We start from the raw sequence: 15,501 nt of genomic DNA, 5'->3' as shown, positions 1-15,501 counted from the left end.
TAGCCTTTAAACAGGTAAAAATCCTACGGAAAATGTGAGGTTAGAAGAATTTAGATAGTATATAATTGAACTGTAGAAAAAATTGTTTCTTATTAGACTAAACCGGTTTTACAGTTAATTTGTATGTAGAAAATTAACTGGTAGGAAAGGACAGAAAAAGTATGACGATAGCAACGATTAAAGCTGTTTTTGATCAGGAGCTGCCGCTTGTTTGGCAAATAGTTACCTCTTTAGAGGAGTACAGCTGGAGGAGTGATTTAAGTAGAATAGAAATTTTAGAACCAGGAAAAACCTTTGTGGAATACACGAAAGATAACTATGGAACAACCTTTACAATCACTGCGTTGGAACAGTATTCATGCTATGCTTTTGATATGGACAATGACAAGATGAGGGGACATTGGATAGGCCGCTTTGAAGAACAAGGTGGGAAGACAGCAGTAGAATTTACAGAAGATATTCAGGCAAAGAAATTTTTTCTGAAGCCTTTTGTTTCAACCTATTTAAAAAAGCAGCAGAAGACCTATATTCAGGATTTGAAAAAATATCTTGAAAAAGTTAAATAGAATAACCAGTTCTTTATTAGAACCTGTCAGAGGATTCTGGAGGCAAATATTGGAGTGGCTTTTCAATCAAGCAGTCTCATAATTTTTTGCAAGTGTTCTTTAGCCGGTAATGCTGGACCTTACTGAAAAATTGATTGTTTTTAAGCTGTTATTACTCTTTGATTGTCATAAGCCTATTGTTGTTTGAAGGCAGAAAAAAGCTATTGAAAATGAATTTTAGCTTTTTAAAAGACGTTAACTAACTATTTATCTGTTAAAATGAGTAGGAATAAGTAAACAAAGTTTCATAGATAAAGGAAGAAAAGTTTATACTGGGGAACAAGCCTGGAATAACCAATCAAATAGAATGGACGATCGCCAAAGTAAAGCTTAGTAACCAACAAGCTGAGCAGCTCTAAATGAACATTCAGGATACTGTTCAAAAGTGCAGATGAGGCATTTCATTTATTGATTTAACTTTGTGACAAAAAAAATCAATCCGGCATTCTGTTTTAGACTGATTTCATAACATATGATACAGATTTAGTGGAAAAGCTGCGAGAGGGAGCGTTGTGTAGTGAAGCAAAAGCAAGGGTTTAAAGTACTAGTATGCGACATGGATGGAACATTAACGTATGAGGAGAGCGAGAGCTCTACCTATACACCGTCAAAAAAAGGATTGCCGGTTCGAAACCATGAACAAATTACACAATTTATTGATGACGGCGGATTTTTCTGTGTAGCAACAGGACGTCTAGCTGCGGATGTCCAAGGCGTCATTGGAGCTGAGCTGTTTGGGAGAAGCTATAAGATTGTGCAGAATGGTTCGTTTACAATTGATCCGGAAGGCAATATTTTAGGGCAGGATCAGTTTTCAAAAGAACAGTCAGACAGAATTTATCAAAAGCTGCGTGCGCTTCAGCTGCCATTTGCTTGTTCAGTTGCTGATCAGCATACATATGAGGCTGAGATAGCTTTGGAATTGATGGAGAGTGTCTTTGGCGATGTTGTTGAAAAAGTTCAGGTATCTGAACAAGCTGCTCATCCGGAAAATCCGGCAAATATCTGTATTGTTCGTGAGGATAATCAGGCGTTGCGTCAGGATTTGCTAAAGCTTCAAAAGGCTTTAGCTGATGAAGCTGTTAACTTTCAAATAACTAGTCCTTATACAATTGATATAAATCCAGTATCGGTGAACAAAGGCGCTGCTGTAAAGAAACTAGTGGAACAGCTGGCTGTACCCATACAACAGGTAGCGGTTGTTGGGGATTCCTATAATGATATTAGCATGTTTAAGGTTTTTCCTGAGTCTTATGTCATGAGTCACGCAGAAGCACCAGTTAAAAAACAAGCGAAGTATCAGGTAGCAATGGTGGCAGATGTATTTGAAGGCGAGCGTTAGTTCAGAAACGTGCAGACAAGCTGCACTGCAGAGAGAAACAGGCGGTAAACTAGCCCCTGTTTCCTTTTTTTGTTATGATTTGTAGGTAAGAATAAACTAAAGGAGTTTGGGAATGAAAAAATCAATCAAAGTAATTGGTGCGGTTATCGGGCTGATTTTGTTAATCGTCTTAATTTATGTAGGATACGTTTTTTTCAGCTATTCAAGAATTGAAGATGACTTGAAAATTGATGTAGAGCAAAAGGCAGAACATCAGTCAGTTGAAATAGGAAAAGACTACAAAGCTGTCACCTTTAATATTGGCTATGGAGCTTATCCGCCGGACTATACATTTTTTATGGATGGCGGCAAAGAATCCAAAGCACGGAGTAAAGAAGCTGTTAATAAAAATATCGATGGCGTAGTAGACACATTGGGAAAAATTGACGCCGATTTTGCAGTTCTTCAAGAGGTGGATGAAAAAGCCACACGAAGCTTCGGTGTGAATGAAGTGAAGAAAATCAGCGACAGCTTCAGTACCTATTCAGCAGCAAGTGCAACGAACTATGATTCTGCTTATTTAATGTATCCGGTTTTTGACCCAATTGGAAAATCCAAGTCCAGCATTTTAACATTGAGCAGCACGTCGATTGATGAGAGCATCCGCTACAGTCTGCCAATTGAAACCAGCTTTAATAAATTTTTCGATCTGGATCGGGCATTTACTGTTTCTGAGCTTTCGGTAGAAAATGGTAAGAAGCTAATGCTCTACAATGTACATTTATCCGCCTATATGAAGGATCAGGCTGTACAGAAAAAGCAAATCATGACGCTATTTAATCATATGAAGGCTGAGTATGAGAAAGGCAATTATGTAGTGTGCGGCGGCGACTTTAACCATGATTTATTGCCTTCGTCCTCAGATACATTCGGCAACGATACAAGTAAAGACTATTCATGGCTGCAGGCTTTTCCTAAAGAAGAATTGCCGAAAGGGTTAACAGTCACAGACTTTTCTAATGATGGCGAGGTTGTTCCATCTACTCGGAATCTTGACACGCCATATGAAAAAGGTAAATCTTTTGTAGCGTTAATTGATGGTTTTATTGTCTCTGACAACGTGAAAGCCTTAGATACGAAGGTGTCGGATGAAGCCTTCCAATACTCTGATCATAATCCGGTAATATTAAGCTTCCGTTTGCAGGAAGAAAAATAATTTTTTGAAGAACGAGCGTTTTAAAGACTGCACTACAGCAGCTTTAGAGCGCTTTTTTTATAAAAAAACAAAGTATCTGCTTTACAAAAGAATAAGAATCGTTTATGATTAATTTTGTAAATACCCTACAGGGTATAAAGGAGGAGTTATGTTTTTATTTAATAGAGTATCAGCTATTTCAACAAAAGATTTAAACGGAAAATTATCAGAAAAGCCCACAATTTTGGATGTTCGTGAGAAATCAGAATTCATCGGCGGACATATACCTGGAGCAGTTAACGTCCCCCTTAGTAAAATTCGTCAGTATAAGACGAAAAATACCCATGGGGTGTATGTGATTTGCCAATCTGGAATTAGAAGTAAGCAGGCTGTGAAGATGCTTGAAAAGAAAAATATTGAAGCCGTGCATGTTAAAGGCGGAATGAATCGTTGGCAAGGAGAAATCAGAGGAGGAATTTACTAATGAGAGTAGTAATTGTCGGTGGAGTTGCCGGAGGAATGTCAGCTGCAACCAGATTAAGACGGTTATCTGAGGAGATAGAAATCGTTGTTTTGGAAAAAGGACCCTATGTGTCATTTGCAAATTGCGGTCTGCCTTACTATGTTTCAGGAGAAATCAGTGAACGTGAAGAGCTGATTCTGCAAACGCCAGAACAGTTGAAAAATAGATTCAATATCGACGTGGTAACCGAAACCGAAGCAACAATGATTCAGCGTGAAAAGAAAACCGTTCAGATTAGCCAAAAAGGGGAGAGAAAGGAACTAGCTTATGATAAATTGATTCTTTCACCTGGAGCAGAGCCGGTAATACCGCCAATTCCTGGTCTCAACGAGGCAAAAAACAGCTATACACTTAGAAATGTTCCTGATGTGGATAAGATTACTGCAGCCGTTAAAGAAATAAAACCGAAAAATGCAGTAGTGATTGGTGCCGGCTTTATTGGCTTGGAGATGGCTGAAAATTTGAAGCAATTAGGGATTGAGGTAACCATTGTGGAAGCTGCTCCTCAGCTTTTGCCTCCTCTCGATATTGAAATGGCTCAGATTGTAGAAAATCGGCTGATAGAGGCTGGTATAAAGGTCTATAAAAATGCTGGAGCTCAATCTTTTGAGAATCAGGGAGAAATCATTCATTTGAGTACTGGTGAACGTATTCCTAGTGATTTTACAGTTTTATCTATTGGAGTAAAGCCAGCTAGCAGTTTAGCAGCAGACGCTGCTTTAGAAACAGGAATTAGAGGAGGAATCGTGGTCGATGAAAAGTACCAGACCACCGATCCTGATATTTTTGCGGTAGGAGATGCGATCATTGTTAAACAGCAGATCACTGGAGCAGATGCTCTGATTTCATTGGCATCACCAGCTAATCGTCAAGGGCGTCAAGTAGCTGATGTGATTTTAGGAGCGGAAAGGAAAAACCTAGGCAGCATTGGTACTGCTATTGTTAGAGTATTTGATCTTGCTGCAGCGAGTACAGGCTTGAATGAGCGTCAGCTGAAGGAGCTGCAGCTGGATTACAGTGCAGTTCATATCACGGCTAAAAGTCATGCAGGGTATTTTCCCGGAAGTCAGCCAATTGCTTTCAAGCTGCTTTTCAATCCGGTTAATGGTAAAATTTATGGGGCGCAGGCAGTTGGAAAAGATGGGGTTGATAAACGAATCGATGTACTGGCGACAGCAATCAAAGCTGATTTAACTGTAATGGATTTACCCGAGCTGGAATTAACTTACGCACCCCCATTTGGTTCAGCTAAAGACCCTGTCAATATGATAGGCTACGCTGCGTTGAACATTGTAGAAGGCTTTTCTGATAATATTCAGTTTTATGAGCTCGCACAAGCCAGAGAAAGTGGTGCTGTCCTTTTAGATGTGCGTAGTTCGGAAGAATTAAAAACAGCTGGAAGTATTGGTGAAGATATCAATATACCGTTGGATGAGTTGCGGAATCGTCTTAGTGAGCTGCCGCAGGACAAGCTAATAATTGTCAGCTGTCAAAGTGGTCAGCGGAGCTATCTGGCTGAAAGAATTTTAAAGAATCATAATTTTAATGTGAAGAATCTGGATGGAGCATTCCAGCTATACAGTACGATGTACCCTGAGGAGGTAAAAAAATAATGTATCATACAGTAATGATTCCTGAGTTTGAGCAGCTGCTGAAGCAGCAGAGCTTAACTATTTTGGATGTCAGAGAGTTAGACGAGTTTGAGGCAGGACATATTGAAGGTGCAGTACACCTGCCTTTAAGCAGTTTTCCAGAAGGGGTATCGGAATTGAAGCAGGAGCAGGAATACTATATCATTTGTCATTCCGGCAGCCGATCGCAAATGGCCTGCAGTTATCTAGGCAGGGAAGGCTTTACAACGACAAATGTTATGGGCGGCATGTCTGCTTGGCGAGGTGAAATCGTACGATGAAATGTGATAAGAAAATAGGCAACCGTCTTAAACGCTCTGAAGGACAAATTCGGGGTGTCCTCAAAATGATGGAGGAAGGCAAGGATTGCCGAGAAGTAGTAACTCAGCTAATGGCAGTTCGTTCAAGCATAGATAAGGTTATCGGGCTAGTAGTTACTGAAAATCTGGTTCAATGTATGCAGGAAAAAGAAGTTGATCTTTCTAGCGAAGAAATTGAGAAAGCATTGGAAATGATTGTTAAAACAAGATGATTTGCAGTTTTTGAAATGTTAAGAAAAGCAATGAAGTAAAAAGGTTGGCTGATATCGAGGCGGTGACAAAGTCTATCGACTCGAGAAATAAAGTGAACCAGTCGAAAACAGCTTCATGAAGAGGTTGTGACAGAAGTGTTCAGCTTCAAGCAATAAGGCGGAAATTCCGAAAATTGTTCCACAAATTTTTGCGAATTTCCGCCTTATTGTCGAAGAAGTTACTTCTGAAACACCGTTTATCCGGGTTTAAGGGACTGAGGCATACTAATGTCACAGCCCCGCATTTTTTATTTTCAATATTGCTCAATTTATTTGTAAAGACGCAGACGTACCATTGTTCTCGTCTCTTTAACTCCAAGCCTTGTATGGTCTATAAAATAGGCAAGTAGTCATTTATTATTAACTGCTGACGCTGTCATATTGCCGGCAGCCAATGCGCCAAATCCGTAGAGATAGAAATGAGAAAGCAGAAGGCACAGTAAAACACAGTAGCCAGTGCTGCCAGCTGAGTGTTCCAAATAAAGCCATAGCCGGCATATTGGCAATTAAACCGTAAGGCAGAACAATCAGTAAAATTAATTTCCAAAAACTGGTAATTGCTGGATATGGAAGCCGGAAAGAAGTTTCCAAGATAGTATTTTCCAGTGTATTGATAGCGGAGATTCTAGTTAGCCAAAATGCAGCAGACCGCAGCAGCAGCATAAGTGAAAACATCAGCCAGTACATTAAGAGAAAGAGAATAATGTATTGAAATAATTGAACAGCAGTTATGGATTCTAAATGACTGGCTCCATAGCTGACAATCCCAATACCTAATAAAAATAAAAGAAACGAACTGATATTAATATTCCCAAAAGCGATATAAAGCAAAGCATTAACAGGCTTTACAAAGATTTGATCTAGTCCGCCGGTTCGAATTTTTTCCGGCAAAGAGAGAATACCAAAAAAATAAGTGGCCATATATAAGGCGTCTAATGTAATAAAAGTGCCAATAAAAACAGTGATTTGATGAATGTTCCAGGTACCGACCATGCCATCCTCAGCAATAACATGAAAGAAAAGCAGCTGTATACCAAAGAAGATTGAGTCAATCAGAAATGCTCCCCAGAAGTTAAAGCGATAGATCATCGCAGACGAAAGCTGAACTTTCATTAAGGTGTATAGGATTTTTACTGTGTAAACGATTGTTTTCATTAAATACCCACTCCTTCAAAGTTATGTTGAACTTTGTGTTGTAAAAATCTGGCTGTACAATATAAAAGCGCTATCCAGAGGATTAATACGAAAAGAACAGATGAATAAGGCTCTTCATTTTTTCCTAAACAGAGAGCTGCCGGATAGTAAAGGGTGTAAGAAAACGGCAGCCATTTAATTAAAACCGCAGGCAGTATCAGACTCAAAGGAATTAAAGAACCGGACAAAAAGGTTTTTATCGTACTTTGCAGGACAGATAAAAAACTGATGGCTGTCAGCTTAAAGGCAGCCAGTGAAATAATATAGCTTATGAGTATATTTAATAGACTTCCTAGAAGAAGAACGGGTAAAGCCAAAAGCAAATTTTGCAGCTGTATAGGCTCAAAATACTGGTTCAAAGAAAAAAATACTGTGAGGAGCACACTGCCGGTTATGAGAAAAGGAAATAGCGCCTGAGCGTAGCTGGCAGTAATAAAATAAGTAAGCGGAGATATAGGTCGAACCAAGTATTTTGAATAGGTTCCCTGTCTGATTTCTTCCGCAAAGGTATTTAGCAGTCCATCTGTATTTGTAAATGGCGTCATCAGGTTGACGAATAAATAGTAGGTGACCATCTGTGCTAAAGTGCTGCCGTTAAACGTTTCTCTGCCGTTGAAAATAGTTTGCCAAAGCAGATAGGAAAGCAGAATGGAGAAGATACTAAGCACGGCGGTTAATCCCACATCGCTGCGGTAGATTAATGAATGCTTCCATTCAATCTTAAAAATTTCAAGATATTTTTTCATCTGACTGAAACATCCTTTCTACCAATGTACTGACATCTTCTTCAGAAATTTTTATATCTAGAACCTCAGTTTTTTTGAAAATAAGCGCTAGACAACGACTGATATTTTCTTTAGGTGTTTTAATTTTTACAGCGTACCCGGTTTGTTCAATAATCTCTACATTACTGAGAGCCGGCAAACTTGGTTTTTCTGAAAAGATTAGCTCCAATGTACTTTCAACTTGATAACGGGCTAACAATGGCTGCAGCAGACCATCGTAAATCAAAGCACCGTCCCGTAAGACTAAGCTTCGTTCAGTAAGATCCAGTAAATCCTCTGTGTAATGGGAAGTCAGTAATAGAGAAATACCGCGCTCTTTTCCAGCTGTTTTCAGCATTTCCCGAATTTGCCGCTGGGCAACGACATCTAGCCCAATGGTTGGTTCATCTAAAAGCAGCAGCTTCGGCATGTGGAGTAAAGAGGCAATCAGTTCAAATTTCATGCGTTCGCCTAAGGATAATTTTCTGACTGGTACAGAAAGGAGTGTTTCGACTGCAAATAACTCAGTAAAATAATGGACGTTTTCCAAGTATAGCTTTTCAGGAATATCGTAAATCACTTTATTGAGAAGTAGTGAATCACTGGCGGGTAAGTCCCACCAAAGCTGTGATTTTTGTCCCATAACAACTGCGAAGCTTTTCTTAAACGCATCTGCTCCCTCAGCAGGATTGAATCCGTTGATGGAAATTTCTCCTTTAGTCGGTTGAATGATTCCCGTCAGCATTTTTATCAATGTTGTTTTTCCTGCACCATTAGTTCCGATTAATCCTACAAATTCCCCTTCATCTATTGAAAATGAAACATCGTTTACTGCATTTTTTATTTTTGTTTCCCGTCTAAATAGGTCTTTAACTGCACCTTTAAAACCAGGTGTCTTCTCAAAATAAGAATAGCTTTTTGATACATTCTTTACATGGATAGGCTTCATAGTTTTTTCCTCCTCAAACAAAATATACGCCCGCAAAAGACAGGTTCCTCTGCTGTAGGAAGACAGCGAAGAAAACTTCTGCGGGCGTATAGCAAAAAATAAAGAGATCAGTCCAAACACTGATCCCTGAATATAAATAATCTCCTGTAAAACAGCAGACTGCTACATATATTATTTCAGGCGAAGTCTTCTTGTAAGGTCCATGTCGAATAACACTAGGCAGACCTAGTGTTGAAAACAAGCTCAATAAAGCTGCTTTCACAACGATTTAGTTGCTGAAATTATTCAACAATGACAGACAAAAAGACACTCCTTCCATTTCATTCTGCTTTAACTATAAGGGACAATCACTTTTTCGTCAACGTTTGATTTTTGATTCTCCGAGCGGATTTACAGGCTTCCTTTTTTCTAAATAAAAATTGAGGTGAGTTGTGTTAAACTATCAGAGAATGAGCGCACAGTAGTATTAGAACAAACCTGAAAGCATCGATGAAATTATGAATATATTGCATCCTGAAGATGCGACAAAAGTGCTGAGCTACAGGAAATAAGAAGGAGCGGAGCGTCCGAAAATTGTCAAGAAACACTATATGGGAACCGAGTAGCTGTTTCTCGATACCTACCTAGAGTTCTTTATATTTGAAGAACTATTCGACTTGTTTTCAAAGTAGTTGTTTCTGGAACACTATTTTTCGGATTTTAGAGAAAAAAGAGTTCGGGCATTTACTTATGTCCCAAGCTCGTTCATCCTTAGGGGAAAATAAATTTAAAGAGGAGTATTGCCAATGTCCAGACAATCCAGAATGTTTTATATCATGCACTATCTAAGTGCCCATCAGGAAGCAACAGCTCCTTTTTTAGCGGCGAAGCTGGAAGTGTCAGTCCGCACGATTTATCGGGATATTGATCATCTGTCAGTATTAGGCTTTCCAATCTATGCTCAAAATGGACGGAACGGAGGGCTCCGATTACTGGAAAATCATCAGCTTCCGGCAACCTTTGTGACCGAAGCTGAACAGGAAACGATCCTTTCTGGCCTGGAAAACTTGTCTGTCACAAATTTTGGTGCAGCGGATGAGGTTATGGTTAAGCTATCCTCTTTATTTAACCGCAAGACAACCCCTTGGTTGTCCATTGATTATTCCAGCTGGGGAAAACCAGAAGAAAAGCAGTTAGTGGATCAGTTGACAGCAGCTAAGAAGCAGCAGCGGTGTGTGATCATTACCTATGAAAATACACGGGGAGAAGTTTCCAAAAGAGAAGTTGCGCCCAATAAGCTGTTTTTTAAACAGCATAGCTGGTATTTATCTGCCTATTGTTATCTGAAAAATGATCATCGGATTTTTAAACTAAAACGCGTCAAACGAATTGAACCTTCGGATAAAATGATTGATCCGGCTGTTTTAACGGATGAGTATCTGCCGGTCTATGAACTGGGGTTGCTGGAATTTTTTATTGAAAATGAACAGTTGGCTAGATTACAGGAAGAACTGTCGAACTTGACGATTGAACGGTCTGGGGAACGACTGAAGGTTTCGACGTACCAGTCGTTGGGAGACTGGTTATTTTCTTATTTACTTTCTTACGGAGCCAGTATAGAGGTTATTCAACCAAAAGAACTCAGAGAACAGCTGAAAGAAGAAATTGAGAAGTATCAGACGCTTTATTTTTAACATGACAAACTGTTGTCATGTTTTTTTGTTTATGATTAGAAAAATGTGAAGGAGGGATACTATGAAAATTTATGAAATTGATTCAGTAAGAGCAAACAACTTTTCAGAGGATGTAGGACAAAAAATTGGATATTTATGGCAGCAGACTATGACAAAAATTGAACCAGGTGAGGTAGTTTATGCTGTTTATCATGAGTACGCTGGAGATTTCACTGCTGACTATACCTTGTCATTAGCGGTGGAAAAAGCTGAGAAAGGAAAAGAGCTGGTGTTAGATGATGGGACCTACAAGGCTTTCCCTGTTGTACCAAGTTCAACTGGATTTTCTCAGGATAATGTTCTGCAAGCTTGGCAGGAAATCTGGGCACTGGAAAAAGCCGGCAAGTTGAAGCGGCGCTATGAAAAGGATTTTGAAAAATACGAGGCAGATGATCAGGTTTGTATTTACATTTCTGTATACTAAGCATTCTATAAAAAAAGAATGGCACAGCCCGCTTGCTTTAGCTAGGTCAGAAATAAAGAAGAGGGATAGCGAGACATAAATAAAGCTTCAACTCTGTCTACTTTTAAAACCTAAATAAATGACAGTCTAAAAGCGACCTCTTCTTTTTCTATTTCTTGAGATATACCGGTTCTTCTGCGAGCTCGCAGCTGTTTTTTAGAGAAGCAAACAAAAATCAGACTTTCGCCGGTTGCAAAATCACTTGATTGATAGTAAGCTGTTTACTATTCAAAAGATTTGAAAGCTGTACTGAGTCAGAAAATGTTTAAGGCTTCTGTCGAATGAATACAGCGGAGCAAAGAAAGAGGCGGTAGAAAACATGCGGAATGTCTGGCTGGCACGGCTGATGAAATGGAATATGAAACTGCAAAAGTATATGAGAGGACGTTATGGACAATTTGACAAGCTAAGTAGAGGACTGCTGCTGCTTAGTCTAGTTCTGGTAGTTGGGAATATGTTTCTGGGGTATGCATTGTTAAGAGCATTAATCGCTTTACTGCTGATACTTGTGTACTATCGGTTCTTTTCAAAAAAAATCTATGTTCGAGCAAATGAGAATCAGAAATTTACCCACTGGCTTGAAAAGATTCAAAAGAAATTTAATCGAATTAAAGAGCGTTTTCAGCACCGGAAAACCCATACGTATTTCTCTTGTCCAGAATGTCGACAGCAGCTGCGGGCGCCAAAACATAAAGGGCAGATAAAAATAACCTGTTCTAATTGTAAAGCACAGTTTATTAAAAAAGTATGATCTTTTTTTGAATAACATTTCAGAGCTATCGGAAGGTGAGACATTATGGTGTCCGCCTTTTTTTGTTTTGATAAACAATAAAACAGAGAAGCGTTTATCTGTTACAATAAAATAAAAAGTAAAGGAGTTTCTTATGAAAATTAATGAAGTAAGCAGTAAATACCAGCTTTCCTTATCTACTCTTCGTTATTATGAGAAGATAGGCTTGCTGGATCCTGTAGCAAGAATTAGCGGAATTAGAGACTATCGAGAACCCGATTTAGACCGCATTGAGTTTATCTTATGTATGAAGGAATCCGGAATGAGTTTGGAAACAATTAAAGAATATTTTGATTTATATAAGGCGGGAGATGACACTTTAGAGGAGCGGCTGGCGCTGCTAGAAGCACAGGAACAAAGAACTAAAGTAAAACTCGATCGAATCCAAGCCTCTCTTGATTATCTCCAGTATAAAATGGGCTTGACCAAAGGCAATATAGAAAAAAGAGAGTCAAAGACTTTGAATCCTAGCACTGCAGGCTAGTGCAAAGGTTGCTTGAAAGTATTTTAGCTGTGAAATGCTTAGTTGTTTTGAATTCAAAAAATTTATGAGAAGGCGGGAAATAAGAATGAAGGTATTGGTGTTATTGGCTAAAGGCTTTGAAACGATGGAATTTAGCGTATTTATTGATGTGCTTGGCTGGGCAACAGCTGATTATGAGGCGGATATTGAAACGGTTGTCTGTGGGATAGAGGAAACGACGTTGAGTACATTTAATGTATCGATGAATATGGACGTACTGCTTAAAGATGTTAATGTGGATGAATATGCTGCGTTGGCAATTCCAGGAGGCTTTGAGGAATACGGGTTTTATGAAGAAGCGTATTCAGCACCATTTTTAGCTCTTATCAGCGCTTTTGAAAAGCAAGGAAAACCAGTGGCTTCTATCTGTGTTGCTGCTTTGCCTTTGGCGAAAAGCGGTATTCTCGCAAATCGACAAGCAACTACTTATCACCTGAATGACGGAGTGCGGCAAAAACAGCTAGCAGAAATGGGCGTTGATGTACTGAAGGATCAGCCAGTAGTTGTTGATAATAAAGTAATCACTTCGTACTGTCCAGAGACGGCCGTACATGTCGCTTTTGAATTGTTAGAGATGCTGACGGATCACTCGCTGCGTCAAAAAGTTATGATAGCGATGGGCTATTAAGGAAAGACGAACGATTGTGAAAAATTATGCTATTTTGTTCTGTATTTTCAAGGCTATTTCAGAAAGATATGCTATAATAGGTCAAACAAATCAGGAGGTTGAATTATGAGAGCTGTTTTGACAGTAATTGGTAAAGACAAAGTAGGAATTATCGCAGGGGTAAGTGTGAAGCTTGCAGAGCTAAACATTAATATTTTGGATGTATCGCAAACAATTATGGACGACTATTTTACGATGATGATGGTTCTGTCTTTGGCAAAAGAGACAAATTTTGAAGAGCTTCGTGACACGCTGAACACTCTTGGTGATCAATTAGGTGTGAAAATCAGTATTCAGAATGAAGAAATTTTTAATGTCATGCACAAATTGTAAAAGTATATTTTTCCGTAAATACTGGGGTAGGAAACTACTTTCTTTGCCTATAGGCACATTTTTCACTAACTATTATCAGAAAATAAAAAGATGTCGTTTTTAGATTTCTGATTTCTCATGTCAGTTTGAGGAAGAAGCACAAAATAGCAGTATTGAAGGCAGTATCAAACATAAAAAAGATGATTTGAAAGGGTTTATAGAGTAGTCTATCCATTCAAAATAGAGGTGAAAGCTTTGGAGACAAAACAAATTTTAGAAACAATTCGAATGATTGAAGAAGAAAATCTAGATATACGTACCATTACGATGGGGATTTCTTTATTAGACTGTATTGACAGTGATAGTGATAAGGCTTGTCAGAAAATCTATGAAAAAATTACCCGAATGGCAGCAAATCTAGTACGTGTTGGGGAAGATATTGAAGCAGAATACGGCATTCCCATTATTAATAAGCGTATTTCTGTCACCCCAATCAGTATTATCGCTGCAGCCAGCGCAGATGATGATTATGTGAAATATGCTAAGGCGCTGGACCGGGCTGCTCAAACAGTGGGCGTTAACTTTATCGGCGGCTTTAGTGCTTTAGTAGAGAAAGGGTATCAATTTGGCGATGACCGTCTAATTAATTCTATTCCACAAGCGTTAGCTGAAACGGATTTTGTGTGTTCTTCTGTCAATATCGGCTCGACCAGAAGCGGCATTAACATGGATGCGGTTCGTCATATGGGCTACGTGATTAAGGAAACAGCAGACAAGTCAGACATGGGCTGTGCCAAGCTGGTTGTATTCGCAAATGCGGTGGAGGATAATCCATTCATGGCGGGAGCTTTTCATGGTGTAGGTGAAGCGGATTGTGTCATCAACGTTGGTGTCAGTGGTCCTGGTGTTGTAAAACGGGCACTGGAAAAAGTAAAGGGTGAACCGTTTGATGTTGTTGCAGAGGTTGTAAAGCAAACTGCGTTTAAAATTACCCGTATGGGACAACTGGTTGGACGAATTGCTTCAGAACGCCTGAATGTTCCTTTTGGAATTGTCGATCTTTCTTTAGCTCCAACTCCAGCAGTTGGAGACAGTGTAGCTTATATATTAGAGGAGATGGGTTTGGAAAGTGTAGGAACTCATGGTACTACGGCTGCATTGGCTCTGCTAAATGATGCAGTAAAAAAGGGCGGCGTGATGGCTTGTAATCATGTCGGCGGCTTATCCGGTGCATTTATCCCAGTTTCTGAGGATGCCGGAATGATTGATGCTGTTAACAATGGTGCACTGAATTTGGAAAAATTAGAAGCCATGACAGCTATCTGCTCTGTAGGTCTGGATATGGTTGCTATTCCGGGAGATACATCAGCTGAAACAATCGCAGCTATGATTGCCGATGAAGCAGCAATCGGAGTGATTAATCATAAAACAACGGCTGTCCGGATTATCCCTGCTAAAAATACCAAAGTCGGTGATATGGTCGAATTCGGCGGGCTTTTAGGAAGGGCACCAGTAATGAAGGTGAATGACTATGCTTCAACTGACTTTATTTTAAGAGGCGGACGTATTCCGGCACCTATTCATTCGTTTAAGAATTAGTCTGTTTTTTATCAATTTTTGAGCAATATTTGAAATATGAGTATGTTATAATATGGTGAAAGGAGAGTGATATTCATTGGAACTTAAACGCCAACAAGAAGTAGTGGAAGGCTTCCACTATGATATGCGTTCGCCGGAAGCAGAAGTTGAAACTGAATTACGTGTGGGCTTTTCACCTATGGAATCAAAGGATGAAAATTACCCTGCTGAAAATACAATCATTGCCGCTCGACTAGAATTTCGTTTGGCATTTGATGAGTATGTACTGTCAGGCGCTGTCAGCCAGATTTCTCATATCATCAACCAAAAGATTGAGAAACAGGAAGACTTAAGTCAGGCTGATGTAGATGAGCTGATTGCACCATTATTTGATATCGTAAAACGTCTGGCCTATGAGGTAACTGAAATTGCCTTAGACAAGCCGGGAATTCAATTGAACTTTCAGTCAAATGAACCAGAAGAAAAGTAAAGACTTGAACAATAGTGGCAATAGCTAAAAGCTATCGCCACTATTGTTTTGCTATCAGACTTCAAGCAAAAAAATAGCTGTTGTCCTCCTTTATCAGTTAGAATAGGTATATCACTGAAAAATCCTTTTTCAGGGCAGCTGTTGAAGAACAGCTGCCGGGAACCTTTACTTCCTTTGATGGACTTGTCATTAAAATAATTATTACAGGAGGAA

General features: G+C 39.3%; 18 protein-coding genes. 15 read left to right on the top strand and 3 right to left on the bottom strand.

Annotation, left to right across the window (positions count from 1 at the left end; genetic code table 11):
- Positions 1–161: 161 nt before the first annotated feature.
- From AC1Z3K_RS10660 to AC1Z3K_RS10630, 7 genes are all read left to right on the top strand, one after another.
- The gene (locus AC1Z3K_RS10660; protein WP_426083418.1) at positions 162–566 is read left to right on the top strand and encodes an SRPBCC family protein; all 405 of its coding nucleotides are present in this window, start codon (positions 162–164) and stop codon (positions 564–566) included.
- A gap of 556 nt (positions 567–1,122) precedes the next feature.
- Complete coding sequence (locus tag AC1Z3K_RS10655; RefSeq protein ID WP_426083420.1) at positions 1,123–1,947, top strand: HAD-IIB family hydrolase; 825 nt, start codon at positions 1,123–1,125, stop codon at positions 1,945–1,947.
- Between the two features lie 112 nt (positions 1,948–2,059).
- The gene (locus AC1Z3K_RS10650; RefSeq protein WP_461732712.1) at positions 2,060–3,142 is read left to right on the top strand and encodes an endonuclease/exonuclease/phosphatase family protein; all 1,083 of its coding nucleotides are present in this window, start codon (positions 2,060–2,062) and stop codon (positions 3,140–3,142) included.
- A 148-nt stretch (positions 3,143–3,290) separates the two neighbouring features.
- Entirely contained in the window at positions 3,291–3,605 is a 315-nt protein-coding gene (locus AC1Z3K_RS10645; protein WP_426083424.1) for a rhodanese-like domain-containing protein, read from the top strand.
- Entirely contained in the window at positions 3,605–5,257 is a 1,653-nt protein-coding gene (locus AC1Z3K_RS10640) for an FAD-dependent oxidoreductase (RefSeq protein WP_426083426.1), read from the top strand. The genes AC1Z3K_RS10645 and AC1Z3K_RS10640 overlap by 1 nt, the downstream gene beginning before the upstream one ends.
- Positions 5,257–5,556, top strand: coding sequence for a rhodanese-like domain-containing protein (locus AC1Z3K_RS10635; protein WP_461732711.1), 300 nt, complete (start codon positions 5,257–5,259; stop codon positions 5,554–5,556). The genes AC1Z3K_RS10640 and AC1Z3K_RS10635 overlap by 1 nt, the downstream gene beginning before the upstream one ends.
- Entirely contained in the window at positions 5,553–5,807 is a 255-nt protein-coding gene (locus AC1Z3K_RS10630; RefSeq protein ID WP_426083430.1) for a metal-sensitive transcriptional regulator, read from the top strand. The genes AC1Z3K_RS10635 and AC1Z3K_RS10630 overlap by 4 nt, the downstream gene beginning before the upstream one ends.
- A 399-nt stretch (positions 5,808–6,206) precedes the next feature.
- On the opposite strand, the gene AC1Z3K_RS10625 is transcribed toward AC1Z3K_RS10630, so the two are convergent.
- Genes AC1Z3K_RS10625 through AC1Z3K_RS10615 form a run of 3 tightly spaced genes read right to left on the bottom strand, consistent with a single transcriptional unit; the run spans position 6,207 to position 8,753 of the window.
- Entirely contained in the window at positions 6,207–7,001 is a 795-nt protein-coding gene (locus tag AC1Z3K_RS10625) for an ABC-2 family transporter protein (protein ID WP_461732710.1), read from the bottom strand.
- Positions 7,001–7,786, bottom strand: a complete 786-nt coding sequence (locus AC1Z3K_RS10620; protein ID WP_426083433.1) for an ABC transporter permease — start codon at positions 7,784–7,786, stop codon at positions 7,001–7,003. Before AC1Z3K_RS10620 ends, AC1Z3K_RS10625 begins: the two co-directional genes overlap by 1 nt.
- Complete coding sequence (locus AC1Z3K_RS10615; protein ID WP_426083435.1) at positions 7,770–8,753, bottom strand: ABC transporter ATP-binding protein; 984 nt, start codon at positions 8,751–8,753, stop codon at positions 7,770–7,772. The genes AC1Z3K_RS10620 and AC1Z3K_RS10615 overlap by 17 nt, the downstream gene beginning before the upstream one ends.
- A gap of 785 nt (positions 8,754–9,538) precedes the next feature.
- On the opposite strand from AC1Z3K_RS10615, the gene AC1Z3K_RS10610 reads away from it, so the two are divergent.
- From AC1Z3K_RS10610 to AC1Z3K_RS10575, 8 genes are all read left to right on the top strand, one after another.
- On the top strand, positions 9,539–10,426 hold the full coding sequence (locus AC1Z3K_RS10610; protein ID WP_461732709.1) for a helix-turn-helix transcriptional regulator: 888 nt from the start codon (positions 9,539–9,541) through the stop codon (positions 10,424–10,426).
- A gap of 61 nt (positions 10,427–10,487) precedes the next feature.
- Entirely contained in the window at positions 10,488–10,889 is a 402-nt protein-coding gene (locus AC1Z3K_RS10605) for a GyrI-like domain-containing protein (RefSeq protein ID WP_461732708.1), read from the top strand.
- Positions 10,890–11,247: 358 nt separating this feature from the next.
- Positions 11,248–11,679, top strand: coding sequence for a hypothetical protein (locus AC1Z3K_RS10600; RefSeq protein WP_426083441.1), 432 nt, complete (start codon positions 11,248–11,250; stop codon positions 11,677–11,679).
- 133 nt (positions 11,680–11,812) lie between these two features.
- Positions 11,813–12,202 (top strand): MerR family transcriptional regulator, encoded by a 390-nt coding sequence (locus AC1Z3K_RS10595; protein ID WP_461732707.1) that lies wholly within the window; start codon positions 11,813–11,815, stop codon positions 12,200–12,202.
- 85 nt (positions 12,203–12,287) lie between these two features.
- A complete protein-coding gene (locus AC1Z3K_RS10590; protein WP_426083445.1) occupies positions 12,288–12,869 on the top strand; it encodes a DJ-1/PfpI family protein in 582 nt (193 codons plus the stop codon).
- A 105-nt stretch (positions 12,870–12,974) separates the two neighbouring features.
- Positions 12,975–13,241 (top strand): ACT domain-containing protein, encoded by a 267-nt coding sequence (locus AC1Z3K_RS10585; RefSeq protein ID WP_426083447.1) that lies wholly within the window; start codon positions 12,975–12,977, stop codon positions 13,239–13,241.
- A gap of 234 nt (positions 13,242–13,475) precedes the next feature.
- On the top strand, positions 13,476–14,819 hold the full coding sequence (locus tag AC1Z3K_RS10580) for a PFL family protein (RefSeq protein WP_426083449.1): 1,344 nt from the start codon (positions 13,476–13,478) through the stop codon (positions 14,817–14,819).
- Between the two features lie 76 nt (positions 14,820–14,895).
- Complete coding sequence (locus AC1Z3K_RS10575; RefSeq protein WP_426083451.1) at positions 14,896–15,288, top strand: DUF1149 family protein; 393 nt, start codon at positions 14,896–14,898, stop codon at positions 15,286–15,288.
- Positions 15,289–15,501 lie beyond the last annotated feature (213 nt).

It is taken from the genome of Enterococcus sp. LJL128, from assembly GCF_056924295.1.
Note: the sequence above shows the minus strand (reverse complement) of the source record. Positions and strands in the feature narration are given on the sequence as shown.